This is a genomic window from Pedobacter yulinensis, from assembly GCF_003029735.1.
Classification (GTDB): Bacteria; Bacteroidota; Bacteroidia; order Sphingobacteriales; family Sphingobacteriaceae; genus Pedobacter; species Pedobacter yulinensis.
This window is the reverse complement of record NZ_KZ686269.1, coordinates 666,884-684,959: the sequence shown is the minus strand read 5'-3', so window position 1 is coordinate 684,959 and position 18,076 is coordinate 666,884. Positions and strand designations below refer to the sequence as shown.

The window sequence follows — 18,076 nt, the reverse complement described above, 5'->3', positions numbered from 1 at the left end:
TTACCGGCGGTAAGTAAATTTCAAGACATTTCCTGCATCCAGCTCCCCACCCTCATTGGAGATGTAGAGATTCCCCTCCGGGTCAAAAGCCATTCCTTCGGGCTGGTTAAAAACACCGCCGTCCAGCTCGTGCCGGGACTGTACCTTCCAATTTTCATCGACGATCAGCAGCAGTTTATTGAAAGATGACAGCACAAACCATTCACCCGTCTTCGGATGCCTGGCCAGCGCAGATGGCCGGAATGCGGCCTGCTTTTTCTTTTTTTTCTTTGCCAGCGATACACCGGCAGTAACACTGAACTGGCTGACCAGTTTCAGGGCTGCCCCTGCTGAGTCGGATCCGAGTACATAACCCGGTGCAGAGCCCCGCTCCCCGGTTTTACAATTTTTACAGAGCACATACAGCAAACCCGAGGACTGGTCTGCAAATAAGCCCTCGTACTCCCCTTTCGGAACGAGCTGTTTGAAGACCCGGGTGTCATTCGCCCCATTTTTGTCAAACGGCTCTTCTTTAAAACCATACATGTGGCCGTTGCTTTTTAATACATAAAACCAGCCCTTTAAATAGGTTACGTCCTCATAATCGCCGCCCGCTGCAAAATGCATGTTCTGCTGTGCTTTTACACCCCAGCGCTGGCGAAATAACTTGCCTTCTTCGTCCTGCACCGCGTAGATCGTGTCTGAGGTAGTGGGCTTAAAACAGATACCCGAAATTTCCAGCAGGCTTTCAGGCATAACGAATTTTTCCGGATTGCCAAAATCATACCCTGCAGGCGAGCTGAATGCTGCTTTTTGTTTACAGGCAAGCAGGAAAGCAAGATAAAACAAGACTGCGGGAATGATGTATCGGTTTTTCATATCAGTTAGGGATTCGATTCATGTCTGGGGGTCGATTTATTTGCAGCGAGGAAACTGTAGATTGCTGCCTGGGCATCGAGCGGCTCGTTTGATCGCAGCGGCACTTCATTTTCGAGTTTGCTGTTTAGGTCTACGGCCTGAACGTCATCAGCCAGGTACAGCCGCATCATTTCCCTCATCTCCTGCTGCAGGAGCGGATCGCGCAGCGGGAAACACACCTCGATGCGGTTATAAATATTGCGGTTCATCCAGTCTGCAGAGCCGAGAAAGATCTGCCCGCGCGCAGCGTTTCCGAATATGAAGATCCGTCCGTGCTCCAAATAACGGCCTACAATACGCCTTACTTTGATGTTTTCGCTCATTCCCGGCACCCCGGGTATCAGACAGCAAATGCTGCGAACAATGAGACGGACCTCCACGCCTGCGCACGACGCCTCATATAATTTGCTGATGAGCACCTTTTCTTCCAGGTTGTTCATCTTCAACATGATCAGCGCTGGTCGTCCGGCACGTGCTTCGTTAATTTCAGCGCTGATCAGGTCCAGAAAACGCTGCTGCAGGTTGAAACCAGCAACGAGCAGGTGCCCGAAATGAGGCTGCGGCGCAAGCCGATCCTTGGTTTTCAACAACAGAAAAAGCTGCCGCAACTCAGCTAACAACTGCTGATCTGCCGTAAGCAGCACATGATCGGTGTAAAAACGTGCGGTGGTCTCGTTCAGGTTCCCGGTAGCCAAAAGCCCCAGATAACCCGGACCATCGCTGTCAACCCGTTTAATAAGGGCAATCTTTGCATGTACTTTCTGGTCGAAACGGCTGTATAGGATCGTTACGCCAGCGGCCTTCATTGTCTTTGCCCATTTTATGTTGTTGGCTTCGTCAAAACGGGCCTTGAGCTCGACCAGTACGATTACCTGCTTTCCGTTCCGCGCAGCCGTGACCAGGCTTCTGGCTATTTTCGACTGCGTGGCCACCCGGTACAGGGTAACCCAGATCTCTTCTACACCGGGATCGGTGGCCGCTTCATTGAAGAACCGCAAAACCGGGCGATAGTCCTGGTAGGGAGTATGGAGAAACAGGTCTTTTGCAGAGATCTGGTCAAAAAGACTGCCCGATGAACCTATATCGACATTTTTCAGCGCAGACCACGGCGCATAAGCGGGCACTTGCGCTGGCAGGGGCAAGTCTGCGAGATCTTTCAGATTATGGTACCGTCCGCCCTCAACAAGCATGGCTGTTTCCAGGCCCAGTGCAGAAATCATTGCGTAAAGATGGCGCAGGGCCAGTCCGGGCTGGTAAAGCAGGCGGGTCGCGCTGCCCAGCTCGCGCTGCTGCAGCCTGGCTTCGAGCACCGCCGGTAGCTCTTCTCCATACTCCTCTCCGATGCTGAGTTCTGCATTTCTCGTAATTTTCAGGTTAAAGCTATCAAGCACGCGGTACCCTTTCAGCAGGTCTTCCAGGTGATGGCGGACCATGTCTTCCAGGAAAAATATCTGTTCCCGGCCGGCATCGGCCAGCCTGAAAAAACGGCCCGCATCTTCGGCAGGAATATTTACCAAGAACAATACCTCGTTTCCCTGCTCATCTTCAGCAACCACCAACTGATAAAGCCGGTTGTTTTCAACAAGAGGAAGCCGGGCTCCGGGCTCAATCCTGCTGACCTGCAGCAGGCCAAGCACTTCATTAAAAAAAACTTCCCTCAGTGCCGCCGACACCCGGGTTGGAACAGGTGAGCCATAATAGAAGTCAATGCCGAGCCTGGCGAGTTGCGGAATAATTTCCTGGTTTAATACGCGGCCAAACTGCTTCTGCAGAACTGCAATGCGTTTCGACGCCTCGCCCAATACCGGGACCGGTACGCCGTCGCCCGGATCAACGCGGGCATGCAGGGCCATTAATACCGGCATCCTGACCCTGTAAAATTCATCCAGGTTGGACGAAAAAATGGCGAGAAACCTGATGCGCTCCAACAGCGGCACCGCTGGCTTGCCGGCTTCGGACAGCACCCGCGCATTAAAACCGATCCAGCTCAGGTCGCGATTGAAAAACAGGGCTTCGATCATACTCAGTATTCCGCAAAAGCAGCGATGATAAACGCAAGCACTGCTGCCACGATGCCAAACATAAAGACATTATAGGCAATGCGCAGGTACCGGTATTTATGCCCCAGTACAACGCCCTGCGAGTAAACGTCGCGAATCAGGCTGCCGTAGAGAAATTCCTTGCTCTCCATCATTTTATGCATACCTGCGCTGTAATCGTCGAGGCTCATGCGGTAAAAATTCCCAAAAAAGAGCAGGTTGACGCGCTTCTGGTCAATATCTTCCTGTCCGAAAACGCCACCCGGCAGGGACGGCCTGGTAGCGAGAATGGAAAACACCATGGTGGTGACGCAGATCAGCAGCAGCAGCAGGGTCGGTATCATAAACTGGGGTTCATCTTCAATTTTTCGCAGCAGGATACTCAGCACGATAGACAAAATAATCGATGTGGTGGAGATCATGATGTGCGCCTTGTTGTCAGCCATGTCACTCAGCCGCTGGTGGTTGCCGGAACTGATGCGAAACATGGTTTCAATTCCGCGCTCGGGCCTGTCTGACCTGGCTTTTTTTCCCGGACTTTCCTGCACAGGTGCCGTTACAGGTGTTTCAATAGCGACGGCCTCGATGTTCTCTGACCCCTTCGCGCGCAGGCGGTCCAGATTCTTTGCTTTCATGGCATCCAGCTTTTCGCGGGCATAAGCGGTGTGATACCGGTGGTTTTCGAGTAGTGCAATGGTTTTGCTGCGCCAGGTTTCCTTATCTATATCCTTGCCAGAGCACCGCCCGGCCTCTTTTCGCATCAGTTTATTGCGCGCTCTGAAATCTTCGGTACCCAGGTGAAACAGGTCTGCATCGCACAGGATTTCCTCGCAAAGGTTTTGTGGCTTCTGTGGAATCTGCGTGGCCAGGATACAGTTTTTAACGGCATCTGCCGTTTCGGTAGGAACCTGCATGGCCTGCAGGTAAGCCGTCGCGTCGGCCGCACCTTGCAGCTCATGGTCTGCGCTGTTTGTCAGGTAACCGACATCATGGAACCAGGCTGCCGCCAGAACAACAAAAAAATCACGGTCGTTCAGTTTGTAATGCACAGCCATTTCAGCGGCATAATGAACAACCGCCTCTGTGTGCGACAGGTTGTGGTAAACCAGGTCGCTGCTGGCTGCAACCGCGAAACGGCCGGCTATTTCCTGCCTGATCCCCTCGAGCAATTCAGGATAATTCATGCGCTAAATATATCACTTTAAATGCCGACACGCCAAAAAACTTAACAAGCCAAAAACCCCGCATAACCCGTTATGAAAATCGATTTAAAAATAACTCGAGTCTGTTTTCATGCTTATTTTTATCTTCGGGCCACGGCTGTTCACCGGCCCGGCTAACTTATCTCAATTCCATGCTCAACAGAAGAAAATTCATACAAGGTTCCGTCCTGTCAGCTTCGCTGCTGGCGGCCCAGAAAAGCTTCGGGTCAGGTATACTCGATGCTCCTGCCGCTAAACCCATCGTTATATCGACGTGGGATTTCGGTATTCCGGCCAATAAAGCTGCCTGGACCATCCTTTCCCAGGGCGGAAATGCCCTTGATGCGGTAGAAAAAGGCGTGCGGGTACCCGAGGCTGATCCCGCCATTCAGACAGTCGGCTACGGCGGACTGCCCGATCGCGATGGCAAGGTTACGCTCGACGCATGCATTATGGACCACCATGGCAACTGTGGCTCGGTAGCCGGCATGGAACACATCAAGCACCCCATTTCAGTTGCACGCCTGGTCATGGAAAAAACACCTCATGTTATGCTCGTGGGCGATGGCGCATTCCAGTTTGCGCTGGAAAACGGATTTAAAAAGGAAAACCTGCTCACGCCGCAGTCAGAAAAAGCATGGAAAGAATGGCTCAAAACTGCAAAATACGAACCGGTCATTAATATTGAGAACAAAACCTACAAGGTGGCGCCTACCCGCCTGCCCGGCAACCAATATAACCACGACACCATCGGCATGCTGGCCCTGGACGCACAAGGCAACCTCTCAGGAGCCTGCACGACCAGCGGCATGGCCTACAAACTGCACGGTCGCGTGGGCGACAGCCCCATTATCGGAGCCGGCCTGTACGTGGATAATGAAGTGGGTGGCGCCACATCAACCGGAGTGGGCGAAGAAGTGATCAGGAACGTAGGCAGTTTCCTGGTCGTTGAACTCATGCGCCAGGGTTACTCGCCCGAGGCCGCCTGTAAAGAGGCGGTTATGCGCATCATCAGGAAAAAGCCCCAAACAGCCAAAAACATCCAGGTCGGCTTCCTGGCACTCAATAAAAAAGGCGAATACGGCGCTTACGCCATTCAGAAGGGTTTTAGTTACGCGATCTGCAATGTCGAGAAACAAGATCTGCTTGTTGACGGAAAAAGTTATTACCAGTCATGACGGGTATTGAAGTTTGCGCCAATTCCCTGCCATCAGCGTTGGCTGCCCAGGAAGGAGGCGCCATTCGCGTGGAGTTCTGTGACAACCTGGCCGAGGGGGGCACTACCCCCAGTGCCGGACAACTGCTGCTGGCACGACAGTCGCTGCACATTGGACTGTGGCCCATCATCAGACCGCGGGGTGGTGATTTCCTGTATAGCGACCTCGAGTTCAGGATCATGCAGGAGGATATTAAACTCTGCAAATCAATTGGTTGTGATGGTGTTGTAACCGGAATACTAATGGCAGACGGGCAAATTGACACTGCCAGGATGCGGCAACTGGTCGAACTCGCGTTGCCCATGCCACTCGCCTTTCACCGGGCCTTCGACATGAGCCGGAACTTCGAGGAAGCACTCGGCGAATTGATCGGCCTGGGAATAAAAAGGGTGCTCAGTTCAGGCGGCAAATCCAGCGCATGGGCGGGGCGCGAAACCCTTGCTGCACTGGTGAAGCTTGCGCAGGCACAAATCGAAATTATGCCGGGAGCAGGCGTCAATGCCGAAAACATCGGCGAACTGCGTGCAACCGGGGCCACGCAATTTCACGCCTCCTGTAAAACAAGCATCTCAAGTAGAATGAATTTCAGAAACCACGATGCGCTCATGGGCAGCCTGACAGACGAGTACAGCTACGAACAGACCACTGCAGCCCGGGTCAGGGAACTGGTAAATGCGCTTCAGGCAGCGGGGTAAATGCCTGCAGGCAGATCTATGGAATGTAGGGAAAAGAAATTCCTTTGATCTTGCTATATAATTCTACCGCGTACAAGTCGGTCATGCCCGACACAAAATCGAGCACACTCTGCACCTTTGAATAGGTATCAGGCCGGTCGGTCAGAAATTGCCCCGGTATCAGCTTAACCAGTTTCTGGTAATAGTGGCCTTGCCCGCTGACCACGGCAGGTACAAATTCTTCGAGCAGTCCGGCCATCACCTTATAGCCGGACACTTCTTTCTGGATAACCGAGTTGTAATTATAGATCTTCTCGACTGAAATACGGCCGATCTGCTTCCAGGCAGCGAGCAGCGGCCCGGGCAGCGAATCGGTCAGGCTGCTGTTAAACGTACCGGCCAGGATAGCGGGCTGTTCACGGTAAAATATCTCGGCACAGGTCATGATCAGGTTATTAATGGCCTTTGCCCGCAGCAGGCTTACTTTTGCATCGTCATCGCCCATGTCTTTTTCAAGGCGGCTTTCCATGCGCTCGTCACCGCAAATGGGCAGCAGCAAGGATTTGATCTCCTCGTAAGAAAGAATTTTGAGCCGGTGTGCGTCTTCCAGGTCGACCACGCCATAACAAATGTCGTCGGCGGCCTCGACAAGGTAGACCAGCGGGTGCCGCTTGTAAATGAGCTGATCGCTAGGTTCTTTGGCAAGTTTCAGCTCGTCTGCAATGTCTGCGAACGTTTCGCGTTCCGAATAAAAGAAGCCGTATTTCTTCCGGTGTAGAAAGTTTTTGTTTTTGCCTGCATCAGAAGAGCAGGGATATTTTGCAATGGCAGCCAGCGTGGAATACGTGAGTGCAAACTGCCCGTTTCCTTTTCCCTTGAAATCATGGGTCATGATGCGCAAGGCATTCGCATTCCCTTCAAAGTTTGCAAAATCGGTCCACTGTTCCGGCAGCAGTTCATCCCTGAACCGTAGCCCTTCTCCATCCGTAAAATAACGCGAAATAGCGGCTTCGCCGGAATGACCAAATGCGGGGTTGCCGATGTCGTGGGCAAGGGCGGCGGCGGCTACAATATTGCCCGCTTCGCCGATCAGCGGCAGCTCGCGGTCCAGTTCGGCATGGTCTTTTTTAAGACGCTGGTAAAATATCCGACCTAATGACCGCCCCACGCTGGCAACTTCCAGGCTGTGGGTAAGGCGGTTATGAACAAAGATACTTCCCGGCAGCGGAAAAACCTGCGTTTTGTTCTGGAGCCGCCTGAAGGGCGACGAAAAAATCAGCCGGTCATAGTCGCGCTGAAACTGGGAGCGGGCCGAATCTTCGTCCTGCTCCGGATTCGCTGCGTAACCCCAGCGCCGGCTTGATAAAAGGTCTTTCCATTCCATGCGCCGCAAAGGTATTTCATTTTTCTGTTGCCGCAATGGAAATGTAACCTGAACGACAGACTGGTGGCCAAGTAAAGACAAAAAATAACGACTGTGCGCCTGACCACTGCTGCCACCTTAGCCGCATCAGCGTTTTAACAGCAACTTTCAATATCGCGATATCGTTAACCTTCGCGCAAAATCGTATCTTTGCGCCCACTGATGAAGCACATACGTAATTTCTGCATTATTGCGCATATCGACCATGGGAAAAGCACCCTGGCCGACCGTTTACTGGAGTACACCAAGACCATTACCCAGCGTGAGGCCCAGGCCCAGCTGCTCGATGACATGGATCTGGAACGCGAGCGTGGGATCACGATCAAAAGCCACGCAATTCAGATGAACTACTCGCTCAACGGACAGGATTATGTGCTCAATCTGATCGACACGCCAGGACACGTTGACTTTTCTTATGAAGTTTCCCGGTCTATCGCCGCGTGCGAAGGCGCGCTGCTTATTGTCGATGCCTCACAGGGCATTCAGGCACAGACCATTTCCAACCTGTACCTGGCACTGGAGCACGACCTGGAAATCATTCCTATTCTGAACAAAATGGATCTGCCCGGCGCCATGCCTGAAGAGGTCAAAGACCAGATCATTGACCTGATCGGCTGCAAGCGCGAAGAGATCATTCCTGCTTCAGGGAAGACCGGCATGGGCGTTTTTGATATCCTCGAGGCAATTATTGACCGTGTGCCTGCACCGGTAGGCAATCCTGACGGCGAACTGCAGGCCTTGATCTTTGACTCGGTTTTCAATTCTTTTCGCGGCATCATTGCGTACTTCAAGGTAGTGAACGGTGAGATCAAAAAGAATGACAAGGTAAAATTCATCAATACAGGCAAACAGTACCTGGCAGACGAGGTGGGTGTACTTAAACTCGACATGTCTCCACGCACCTCGATCAAGACAGGCGATGTGGGCTACATCATTTCCGGTATCAAGGAAGCGCGCGAAGTAAAGGTGGGTGACACCATTACCACCGTAGACCGCCCGGCCAGCACAGCTATACAGGGTTTTGAAGAGGTGAAACCCATGGTTTTTGCCGGCATTTACCCCGTTGATACTGAGGATTACGAGGAACTGCGCGAAAGCATGCACAAACTGCAGCTGAACGATGCTTCGATTGTCTTTGAACCTGAAAGCTCTGCGGCACTCGGCTTCGGCTTCCGATGCGGGTTCTTGGGCATGCTGCACATGGAAATTATCCAGGAGCGGCTGGAACGTGAGTTCGACATGACCGTAATCACCACAGTTCCCAACGTATCATATGTTGCCTACACCACAAAGGGCGATGAAATTATTGTAAACAACCCGTCAGACCTTCCCGATCCAAGCAAAATGGAATACGTGGAAGAACCGTATATCAAAGCCAACATCATTACGAAGGCCGAGTTCGTAGGGCCGGTTATGAGTTTGTGTATCCAAAAAAGGGGTACCATCATTAACCAGTCTTACCTCACGGCAGACCGGGTTGAACTGGTCTTTGAAATGCCGATGGGCGAAATTGTATTCGATTTTTACGACAAACTGAAAACCATTTCAAAAGGTTACGCCTCGTTCGACTACCACCAGATCGGCTACCGCCGCTCAGACCTGGTTCGTCTTGACATCCGCTTAAACCAGGAGCCGGTAGATGCGCTTTCTTCCTTGATCCACCGCTCCAATTCTTATGACTTCGGCAAAAAGATCTGCGAAAAACTGCGTGAACTCCTGCCCCGCCAGCAATTCGAGATTGCTATCCAAGCTTCGATCGGTGCCAAAGTGATTGCCCGTGAGAACGTGCGGGCCCTGCGCAAGGATGTAACCGCCAAGTGTTACGGCGGCGATATTTCCCGCAAGCGTAAGCTTCTTGAAAAACAAAAGAAAGGCAAGAAACGCATGCGCCAGGTAGGAAACGTGGAAATACCTCAGTCTGCTTTCATGGCAGTACTTAAACTCGACTAACTGCCAAAGCATCACATACCTTACCTAAATGAAAAACCTTAACAAATTACTCCTTGTGTCAGCAATCCTGGCCGGCGCTGCTGCACCCGTGCAGGCGCAGTTCAATGATTTGCTGAACAAGGCCAAACAGAAAGCGGCCGACCGCGCAGAAAAACTGCTGGAAAAGAAAAGTACAGCCGGGCAGCCAGCACCAGGAACAGCCGTGGGCCGTTCAAAACGGGTACGTTTATCGGGCGGCTTCGATTTTACGCCAGGTGATACGCTGCTGTTTATGGACAACCTGACTACCGCTACAGCGGGCAACAAGGCCCTGTCTTGGAAAACCAATGGCTCTGCCCAGGTCTTATCGGCAGACGGTGTAACCGGAAAGTGGATGCGGCTTCAACCGGCCTCTTCCTATAAGCTGACCAGATCTGTCACATACCCCGCAAAATACACCATCGAATTTGACCTGCTGGTCGCTGCAGATAAAGTCAGCGATCTTTCGGCGGTCAGCTTTGGTTTCACCAAAGACAATGCAGTGCGCGAGTTTATCTCGACCGGCGATATCTGGAACTGCCAGCTGGGTTACATGAATAATGACGATTTCAGCGTGAGCAGCCGCGCCACAGACAAACACCTTCCAGGCGAATTTGATTTCGAACCCTACGCCAACAGGCCCATGCATGTGTCTGTGGCTGTAAACGGAAAGAACGTTGCTGTTTATCTTGACCAAACTAAAATCACCGATACCCAACTTTTCGGCAGCGAACCTGCCAGTCATTTTTTCATCAGCGGGCCATGGCAAGCGGACCACGAAGCGAACATCCTGCTGGGTAATTTTGTTGTGAAGGGTTTCAAAAACCAATAGCTATGAACATTCTGGACGGAAAACACGTATCTGAAAAAATCAAACTCGAAATTGCAGACCAGGCCGCGGCTTTTCTGCATGATGCAGGCCGCAAACCACATCTGGTGGCGATCCTGGTTGGCAACGATGGCGGCAGCGAAACCTATGTGGCCAGCAAGATGAAGAATTGCGAAAAGGTCGGCTTCCAGTCGTCCCTGTATCGCTTTGATACAACCGTATCAGAAAATGAACTGCTTGACAAAGTCAGGGAGATCAATGCCGACCCGGGTGTCGACGGATTGATCGTTCAGCTGCCCCTGCCTAAACATATAGACCCCGAGAAAGTAACAGAAGCGATAGACCCGAAAAAAGATGTTGACGGTTTTCACCCCATTAACCTTGGCCGCATGGTGCGCAACCTGCCCTGTTACCTGCCGGCAACCCCTTACGGCATTCTGCTGATGTTGCAAGCTTACAACATTGATACGGCGGGCAAACACTGTGTCGTCGTCGGACGCAGCAATATCGTAGGCATGCCCATGAGCATTCTCATGGCGAGAAATGCCAATCCGGGCAACTGCACTGTTACGCTGACCCATAGCAAAACCCGCGACCTAAAAGAACAGGTACTGCAGGCAGACGTCATTGTCGCAGCAATCGGTAAAAAGAATTTCATCACCGCCGACATGGTGAAACCAGGCGCCGTTGTCATTGATGTAGGCATCAACCGCGAGGTTTCAGACCAGACAAAATCAGGTTATAAGCTGTACGGTGATGTGGATTTTGAAAACGTAGCACCCAAATCATCGTACATTACGCCTGTTCCGGGTGGCGTAGGCCTGATGACAATCGTTGGCCTGCTGAAAAACACCCTGGCATCGGCAAGAAAGGAAATTTACGGCTAAGCACTCAGGCGCTGCCGCAGCGACCAGTCGGTTGAAACCAGCCCTGCTAACCGCTTGTTTAGATGAAATAAAAAGTGACTTTGTCCCGCTCAGCTGAAGCGAAATCTGCAATAGTTCAGTCACCAAATAAACGGCCCAGCCAGCTGACGCGGAAGCCGGCATAAACACCGTCTTCACGCATATCAGTCGGGTACAGGTCGATGTAATCACCCTGGCCTTCGGCGCCTCTGCCTGTTTCAAGGCTGTAACTGTAGCGGTGTATCGGGCAAACAAGGCTGCCATGCTCACACCAGCCCCCGCTAAAATGGCCGCCGGCATGCGGGCAGGTCACTTGAGTGGCATACAACTTGCCTTCATGCCTGATCAGGCAAAGCTTGCGACCTTCGGCTTTGAGACATCGTACGAAATCGCCGTCGGGCAGCTCTTGTTTTGACATTATCCTTACCCAACGCATTGAACGGTCCTGCATGTTTACGTATATTTGCAGCCTAATTTACAAAAATGGCAGTTCAGGTTCCCGAAGATGGCTCACTTTTACCTTTAATGGAAGAATTTTACACCATTCAGGGTGAGGGCTTTCATACCGGTAAGGCCGCTTATTTTATCAGATTGGGAGGCTGCGATGTGGGCTGTCATTGGTGCGATGTAAAAGAGAGCTGGGATGCCGAGATGCATCCGCTTACGGCGGTCGAACAGATCGTTGCGAACGCTGAAAAACATCCGGGTAAAGCTGTTGTCATTACCGGTGGCGAACCGCTCATCTATAACCTCGATAACCTGACGGCTGCCCTGCAGCAAAAAGGGATCAAAACATTCATCGAAACATCAGGTGCATACCCGCTTTCCGGGCATTGGGACTGGATCTGTCTTTCGCCCAAAAAATTCAAAGCGCCACGCCCTGATATGACACCTTTTGCCAATGAGCTGAAAGTGATCGTTTTCAATAAAAGCGATTTCGACTGGGCAGAGAAATACGCTGAAACCGTGTCTGCAAACTGCAAGCTTTACCTGCAGCCGGAATGGTCGCGTTCAAAGGAAGTAACGCCGCTGATCATTGATTACGTAATGCAGCACCCGAAATGGGAAATATCTTTGCAGACGCATAAATTCCTTAATATTCCTTAAGCATTTTGTAATCTGATCTGTATTTTGCATGACATGGATCAGAATTATAAAAATCACCGCCAATACGTTCCGGCTTATCATTTTGTGCTGCTGCCATTAAGCCTCGGCGGTCTGGTCATCACAGTTTTTGACTGGTGGCCTGCCGTGCAGCAACATTGGCTTTATGCCCTTGTCTTCCTGCTTTTTCTGTTAACGGCCTACTGCCTGCGCTCCTTTGCGCTGAAAGTGCAGGATCGCGTAATCCGTGCCGAAGAAGGACTTCGGCATTACCTGCTTACGGGAAAACCATTACCGGCTGCGTTGCAGCTGCCTCAGATTCTTGCCTTACGTTTTGCTTCAGACGAAGAGATGCCGGCCCTGGCACAGCGTGCTGTTGCTGAAAATCTGTCGGCCGACCAGATCAAACGGGCAGTAAAGAATTGGCGAGCAGACCAGTTGAGGGCCTGATAACGCGGCGTTGCTATTGTATGGCCTGCCTGATGCGGATCAGCTTCTCAAGCAGTTCTTCCAACCGGTTCAGGTGCAGCATATTTGCCCCGTCTGATTTGGCATTGGCCGGATCCGGATGGGTTTCGATAAACAAACCATCGGCCCCAACCGCGATCGCGGCTTTTGCAATGGTACCGATGAGCTCAGGTTTACCGCCGGTTACACCGCTGCTTTGGTTAGGCTGCTGCAGCGAATGGGTACAATCCATCACAACCGGCACACCGAAGCCCTGCATTTCAGGGAGGCCCCGGTAGTCTACGATCAGGTCTTGATAACCAAAGGTATTGCCACGATCTGTTAGTATAACGTGATCATTTCCAGCATCTTTAATCTTTTCAACTGCAAACTTCATAGAACCTGCAGAAAGGAACTGCCCCTTTTTAACATTCACAACCTTACCGGTCTCTGCGGCGGCAACCAGCAGGTCTGTTTGCCGGCAAAGAAAGGCCGGGATCTGTAGCACATCTACATAGGCTGCCGCCATGGCGGCCTCCTGCTGCTCGTGGATGTCGGTAACCGTAGGTACGCCAAAGGTCTTGCCTACTTTTTCCAGGATCTTAAGCGCCTTTTCATCGCCGATGCCGGTAAAAGAACTGCCTTTGGAGCGGTTCGCTTTGCGGTAAGAGCCCTTGAAAATATAAGGAATCTGCAGTCGATCTGTTATTTCGGTGATGCGTTCGGCAATCCGTAAGGCGATTTCTTCGCCTTCAATGGCACATGGTCCTGCCATCAGAAAAAAGTTCCCGGATTGTGTGTGTTGAATATTTCTTAAGTAGTTCTTCATGTTTGATAAGTTGGATGCCCGTCAGTTGCCGAGCTCAGACATAAATTTGATGCGCATCAGCTGAATTTCCTCGCGCGTGTAATCGGTTTCCCCAAGTTCGTTTAAGGCCGCATCAATTGAATCGTTTTCTGCTGCGCGGAAGTAGTCAAACACTTCATCCTGGCGTTCTTCATCAATCAGGTCGTCGATAAAATAGTCGAGATTGATCTTCGTGCCCGAGTTTACGATCGATTCTATTTCTTTAAGTATATCCTCGTAAGTGATTCCTTTTGAGTCCGCTATGGTTTCCAGTCCGATCTGGCGGTCAATGTTCTGGATAATTGAAACCTTGAGCTGCGATTTGTTGGCCTGGGTACGGATAACCAGGTCTATAGGCCGTTCAATGTCATTGTCTTCCACATATTTTTTGATCAGCTCCAGGAAAGCTGAGCCAAATTTCGCGGCCTTTCCTGCTCCCACGCCTGATATCTGGCGGAGCTCCTCCATACTAACCGGATAGTGCGTGCACATCTCCTCGAGAGAGGGATCCTGGAAAACCACGAACGGCGGCACGTTCTTTTGTTTGGCGATCTTTTTACGCAGCTCTTTCAGGAGTTGCAGCAGTTGGGTATCAAGCGTTCCGCTGCCGCCTTTGCTGTCGTCGTCGGCATCATCTCCGGCAGATTCGATCGGCTCGTTCATCACGAAACGCAGGCTGTATGGATTGGCAATGAATGCCCGGCCAGACGAAGTAAGTTTCAGCAGGCCGTAATTGTCTATGTCTTTCGAAAGGAAATTCGACAATACAGCTTGCCTGATCAGCGATTTCCAGAGCAATTCACCGTCGATCTTTCCGTGACCGAACTCGCGCAGCTTTTTATGTTCGTAAGCGATGATCTGTGCAGTCTCATTGCCCATCAGGACATTGAGCAGGTGCGCATCATCGAATTTTTCGCCGGTCGATTCGATCAGCTTGAGCAGGGTAAGCAATTGTTCTTCAGCGTCAAACTGTTTCTTAGGCTTTTTACAATTGTCGCACATGCTGTTGCAGCCCGACTCGTTAAAATTTTCGCCAAAATAATGCAGGATCTGTTTGCGGCGGCAAACACCGGATTCCGCATAATCGATCACTTCTTTGAGTATCTGGGTGCCGATCTCCCTTTCCGCAACCGGCTTGTCTTTCATAAACTTGGCCAGCTTATCGATGTCTTTCTGCGAGTAAAAAGCAATACAGACACCTTCGCCGCCGTCGCGCCCGGCACGGCCCGTTTCCTGGTAATACCCTTCCATGCTCTTTGGCACATCGTGGTGAATAACGAAACGCACATCCGGCTTGTCGATCCCCATGCCAAAAGCAATGGTGGCTACGATCACTTCGGCGTCTTCCATCAGGAACTTGTCCTGTGTTTCGGCGCGGACCTTGGCATCAAGTCCGGCGTGATAAGGAAGGGCCCGCACACCATTCAGGTTCAGGCTTTCGGCCACCTCTTCCACCTTTTTCCGGCTCAGACAGTAAATAATACCTGATTTGCCCGTATTCGACTTGATGTAGCGGATAATCTCTTTCATGATATCCTTTTTGGGCCGGATCTCATAATAAAGATTAGGCCTGTTGAACGAGGACTTGAAAAGTGTCGCATCGGTCATGTGCAGGTTTTTGATGATGTCCTGCTGTACTTTGGGTGTCGCGGTAGCGGTCAGCGCAATGATCGGGATGTCGGCGCCCAGACCTGAAATCACTTGCCTGATCTTGCGGTATTCAGGCCGGAAATCGTGGCCCCATTCGGAAATACAATGGGCTTCATCGACTGCGACGAAAGAAATCTTGATGAGCCGCAGAAAGTCAATATTGTCTGCCTTGGCGAGCGACTCAGGCGCAACATAAAGCAGCTTCGTCTGCCCGCTCAGCAGGTCAGTTTTTACCTGGTTTAATTCGCCTTTGTTCAGAGAAGAGTTCATGAAATGGGCAATGCTGTCATTGCCGCCAAATGCCCTTAACTGGTCTACCTGGTTTTTCATGAGGGCGATGAGCGGCGAGATCACGATTGCAGTGCCCTCACTCATCAGGGCGGGCAGTTGGTAACAGATCGATTTGCCGCCGCCGGTCGGCATAATAACGAAAGTATTTTTCTTTTCGAGAATATTGGTAATGATCGACTCCTGATCACCTTTGAAATTATCGAACCCGAAAAAATTTTGCAGGTTGTCAAATAACGACTTCTTAACGTCCATTTGTGTGTGTAAAATATGCAATGTGCATTTTTGTTCAAAATAACATAATTTTGCAGGAATTATATCATTAAGATACAAATAATTTTCTCTTTGAAAAGTAAAAAATCGATCCTCGAAACGGCCATTTCGACCCTTCAGCTAGAAGCCGGGGCCATCACAGGCATCAGCCGTTTTATCGACGATTCTTTCGTTGCGGTCGTCGAATTGCTGCTCGATTTGCCGGGCCGTGTCATCATTACCGGTATCGGGAAAAGCGCGATCATTGCACAAAAAATAGTGGCTACGCTCAACTCTACCGGTACACCAGCCATCTTTATGCATGCTGCAGATGCCGTGCACGGCGACCTGGGCATGATCCGCGAAGGCGACGCCATTATCTGCCTCTCTAAGAGCGGCAATACACCTGAAGTTAAATTGCTTGCGCCACTGCTTAAACAGGGCGGCAACCCGCTCATCGGCATGGTCGGCAACCTGGATTCTTACCTGGCCCTGCAGGCCGACTTTATACTCAATACATCAGTCGAAAAAGAAGCCTGCCCGCACAACCTCGCTCCAACTACAAGCACCATTGCACAGCTGGCGCTTGGCGACGCGCTGGCCATTTGCCTGCTCGAAGCCAGGGGTTTCAATGAGGACGACTTTGCACGGTTTCATCCAGGCGGCTCGCTGGGCAAAAAGCTCTACCTGAAAGTGGCAGATCTGGCCATCAGAAACGAAAAACCAAGTATACACAAGGGTGCCTCGGTGAAGGATGTCATTATTGAAATTAGTAAAAACCGGTTGGGTGCGGTTGCGGTTACAGAAGAGAACCGTATATTGGGCATCATTACCGACGGGGACATTCGCCGCATGTTGGAAAGACATACCGATCTTGCCAACATTACGGCCATTGAGATTATGACCGCAGATCCGAAATCGATAGAAAAAGACGAGCTGGCTGTAAGCGCCCTGGAAATTATCAAGAAACACAACATTACACAACTCCCTGTAACGCAGTCGGGCAGGTATTTTGGCATGGTCCATCTGCACGATATTGTACAGGAAGGTATCATCTGAGCTAGCAGAAATGAACAGAAATTATTTTGCCCTGATTATGGCAGGCGGTATCGGAAGCCGGTTCTGGCCGGTAAGCCGTACCAATTATCCCAAACAATTTATCGACTTTTTCGGCGTCGGAAAGACCCTTATCCAAAGCACCTACGAACGTTTCAAAGCCGTCTGCCCGCCAGAAAATATTTTTATCGTTACCAATGAGTTGTACAGCGATCTGATCAAGGAACAAATTCCGGAAATCTCAGACAACCAGATCCTGGCCGAACCCATGATGCGCAACACCGCGCCCTGCATTGCCTATGGCTGCATGAAAATCCGCGAGATCAACCCGGATGCCGCTGTGGTCGTTGCCCCTTCCGACCATACGATCGCCGATCCGGCAGGTTTTGTTGCCGCCATCGAGCAGTCTCTGAAGGCTGCTTCTGAAAATAACTGCCTCATTACACTGGGCATTAAGCCCAGCCGGCCCGACACGGGTTACGGCTACATTCAGTATAACGAACACACGCTGCAGTCAGACCCCGATATACACAAGGTAAAAACCTTTACAGAAAAACCGAACCTCGAACTGGCACGCTCTTTTATCCAGAGCGGAGATTTCCTCTGGAATGCAGGCATTTTTATCTGGTCTGCCCGGACGATCCTGTCGGCATTCGAACAGCACCTGCCCGATATGCACGAAATCTTTACTTCGGGCCGCAGCGCTTACAATACGCAGCAGGAAAAAGAGTTTATCGGCAACGCTTACCAGCAGTGTACAAATATTTCGATCGACTTTGGCGTGATGGAAAAGGCCGATAACGTGTATGTGCTGCCGGCAGAGTTTGGCTGGAATGACCTGGGAACCTGGGCTTCGATCTACGATATGGCTGATAAGGATTATGTGGGTAACGCGGTTATTCCCGGCGAGCATGTCATGATGTTTGATTCGTCGAACTGCATGGTCAACGTGCCGAAAGACAAACTTGTTATTTTGCAGGGCATGCACGATTATATCGTCGTAGAGTCAAACAACACGCTGCTGATTTGTCCGCGCGACCAGGAGCAGAGTGTCAAGCAGATTGTTAACGATGTAAAGGCCAGGTTTGGAACACGGTTTATTTAGATCAGGTCAGGCTGTTTCGACGCCCCGGTCCTGATTCACGATCCGGAACCCAGGCCGGGATCGAGGCCGTTGGTTGCGTTAAGGCTACTTCTTTTCGCCGATCTGGGCGGCTGTAAGCGCTTCCTGCATCAACGTTTGTGGCGTCAAGCGGCGGTTTAAAAGCCAGGGATACC

Annotated in this window: 16 protein-coding genes; 9 read left to right on the top strand and 7 right to left on the bottom strand. The window is 51.1% G+C overall.

Translation table 11 applies throughout. The features are described from left to right. The 3 genes from C7T94_RS10340 to C7T94_RS10330 are packed head-to-tail and all read right to left on the bottom strand — an operon-like array spanning position 1 to position 4,120. Entirely contained in the window at positions 1-858 is an 858-nt protein-coding gene (locus tag C7T94_RS10340; protein ID WP_107215272.1) for an SdiA-regulated domain-containing protein, read from the bottom strand. Between the two features lie 5 nt (positions 859-863). After that, positions 864-2,918, bottom strand: a complete 2,055-nt coding sequence (ppk1, locus tag C7T94_RS10335; RefSeq protein ID WP_107215271.1) for a polyphosphate kinase 1 — start codon at positions 2,916-2,918, stop codon at positions 864-866. 2 nt (positions 2,919-2,920) lie between these two features. Beyond that, the gene (locus C7T94_RS10330) at positions 2,921-4,120 is read right to left on the bottom strand and encodes a Pycsar system effector family protein (RefSeq protein ID WP_107215270.1); all 1,200 of its coding nucleotides are present in this window, start codon (positions 4,118-4,120) and stop codon (positions 2,921-2,923) included. Positions 4,121-4,290: 170 nt separating this feature from the next. Here C7T94_RS10330 and C7T94_RS10325 point away from each other — a divergent pair, with 170 nt between their 5' ends. Together C7T94_RS10325 and C7T94_RS10320 are read left to right on the top strand one after the other, a co-directional pair. Then, positions 4,291-5,316 (top strand): N(4)-(beta-N-acetylglucosaminyl)-L-asparaginase, encoded by a 1,026-nt coding sequence (locus C7T94_RS10325; RefSeq protein ID WP_107215269.1) that lies wholly within the window; start codon positions 4,291-4,293, stop codon positions 5,314-5,316. Then, positions 5,313-6,050 (top strand): copper homeostasis protein CutC, encoded by a 738-nt coding sequence (locus C7T94_RS10320; RefSeq protein WP_107215268.1) that lies wholly within the window; start codon positions 5,313-5,315, stop codon positions 6,048-6,050. Before C7T94_RS10325 ends, C7T94_RS10320 begins: the two co-directional genes overlap by 4 nt. A 16-nt stretch (positions 6,051-6,066) precedes the next feature. Here C7T94_RS10320 and dgt read toward each other — a convergent pair whose 3' ends face one another. Beyond that, positions 6,067-7,413: a dGTP triphosphohydrolase gene (gene dgt / locus C7T94_RS10315; RefSeq protein ID WP_107215267.1), complete on the bottom strand. Its 1,347-nt coding sequence runs from the start codon at positions 7,411-7,413 to the stop codon at positions 6,067-6,069. 201 nt (positions 7,414-7,614) lie between these two features. Here dgt and lepA point away from each other — a divergent pair, with 201 nt between their 5' ends. The 3 genes from lepA to C7T94_RS10300 are packed head-to-tail and all read left to right on the top strand — an operon-like array spanning position 7,615 to position 11,136. Beyond that, positions 7,615-9,402, top strand: coding sequence for a translation elongation factor 4 (gene lepA, locus C7T94_RS10310; protein WP_107215266.1), 1,788 nt, complete (start codon positions 7,615-7,617; stop codon positions 9,400-9,402). A gap of 28 nt (positions 9,403-9,430) precedes the next feature. Next, positions 9,431-10,252: a hypothetical protein gene (locus C7T94_RS10305; RefSeq protein WP_107215265.1), complete on the top strand. Its 822-nt coding sequence runs from the start codon at positions 9,431-9,433 to the stop codon at positions 10,250-10,252. Positions 10,253-10,254: 2 nt separating this feature from the next. Next, positions 10,255-11,136, top strand: coding sequence for a bifunctional 5,10-methylenetetrahydrofolate dehydrogenase/5,10-methenyltetrahydrofolate cyclohydrolase (locus C7T94_RS10300; protein WP_107215264.1), 882 nt, complete (start codon positions 10,255-10,257; stop codon positions 11,134-11,136). Between the two features lie 115 nt (positions 11,137-11,251). Here C7T94_RS10300 and C7T94_RS10295 read toward each other — a convergent pair whose 3' ends face one another. Then, the gene (locus C7T94_RS10295; RefSeq protein ID WP_107216055.1) at positions 11,252-11,590 is read right to left on the bottom strand and encodes a Rieske (2Fe-2S) protein; all 339 of its coding nucleotides are present in this window, start codon (positions 11,588-11,590) and stop codon (positions 11,252-11,254) included. 47 nt (positions 11,591-11,637) lie between these two features. On the opposite strand from C7T94_RS10295, the gene C7T94_RS10290 reads away from it, so the two are divergent. Both C7T94_RS10290 and C7T94_RS10285 read left to right on the top strand, forming a co-directional pair. Then, positions 11,638-12,261 (top strand): 7-carboxy-7-deazaguanine synthase QueE, encoded by a 624-nt coding sequence (locus tag C7T94_RS10290; RefSeq protein WP_107215263.1) that lies wholly within the window; start codon positions 11,638-11,640, stop codon positions 12,259-12,261. 33 nt (positions 12,262-12,294) lie between these two features. Then, positions 12,295-12,708, top strand: coding sequence for a DUF6526 family protein (locus C7T94_RS10285; RefSeq protein WP_107215262.1), 414 nt, complete (start codon positions 12,295-12,297; stop codon positions 12,706-12,708). A gap of 13 nt (positions 12,709-12,721) precedes the next feature. Here the strand turns inward: C7T94_RS10285 and kdsA are convergent, their stop codons facing one another. Then, positions 12,722-13,534 (bottom strand): 3-deoxy-8-phosphooctulonate synthase, encoded by an 813-nt coding sequence (kdsA, locus tag C7T94_RS10280; RefSeq protein ID WP_107215261.1) that lies wholly within the window; start codon positions 13,532-13,534, stop codon positions 12,722-12,724. A 21-nt stretch (positions 13,535-13,555) separates the two neighbouring features. Next, positions 13,556-15,745, bottom strand: a complete 2,190-nt coding sequence (recQ, locus tag C7T94_RS10275) for a DNA helicase RecQ (RefSeq protein ID WP_107215260.1) — start codon at positions 15,743-15,745, stop codon at positions 13,556-13,558. Positions 15,746-15,835: 90 nt separating this feature from the next. Here recQ and C7T94_RS10270 point away from each other — a divergent pair, with 90 nt between their 5' ends. Beyond that, positions 15,836-16,801: a KpsF/GutQ family sugar-phosphate isomerase gene (locus C7T94_RS10270; protein ID WP_107215259.1), complete on the top strand. Its 966-nt coding sequence runs from the start codon at positions 15,836-15,838 to the stop codon at positions 16,799-16,801. 10 nt (positions 16,802-16,811) lie between these two features. After that, entirely contained in the window at positions 16,812-17,903 is a 1,092-nt protein-coding gene (locus tag C7T94_RS10265) for a mannose-1-phosphate guanylyltransferase (protein WP_107215258.1), read from the top strand. Positions 17,904-18,076: the final 173 nt, after the last annotated feature.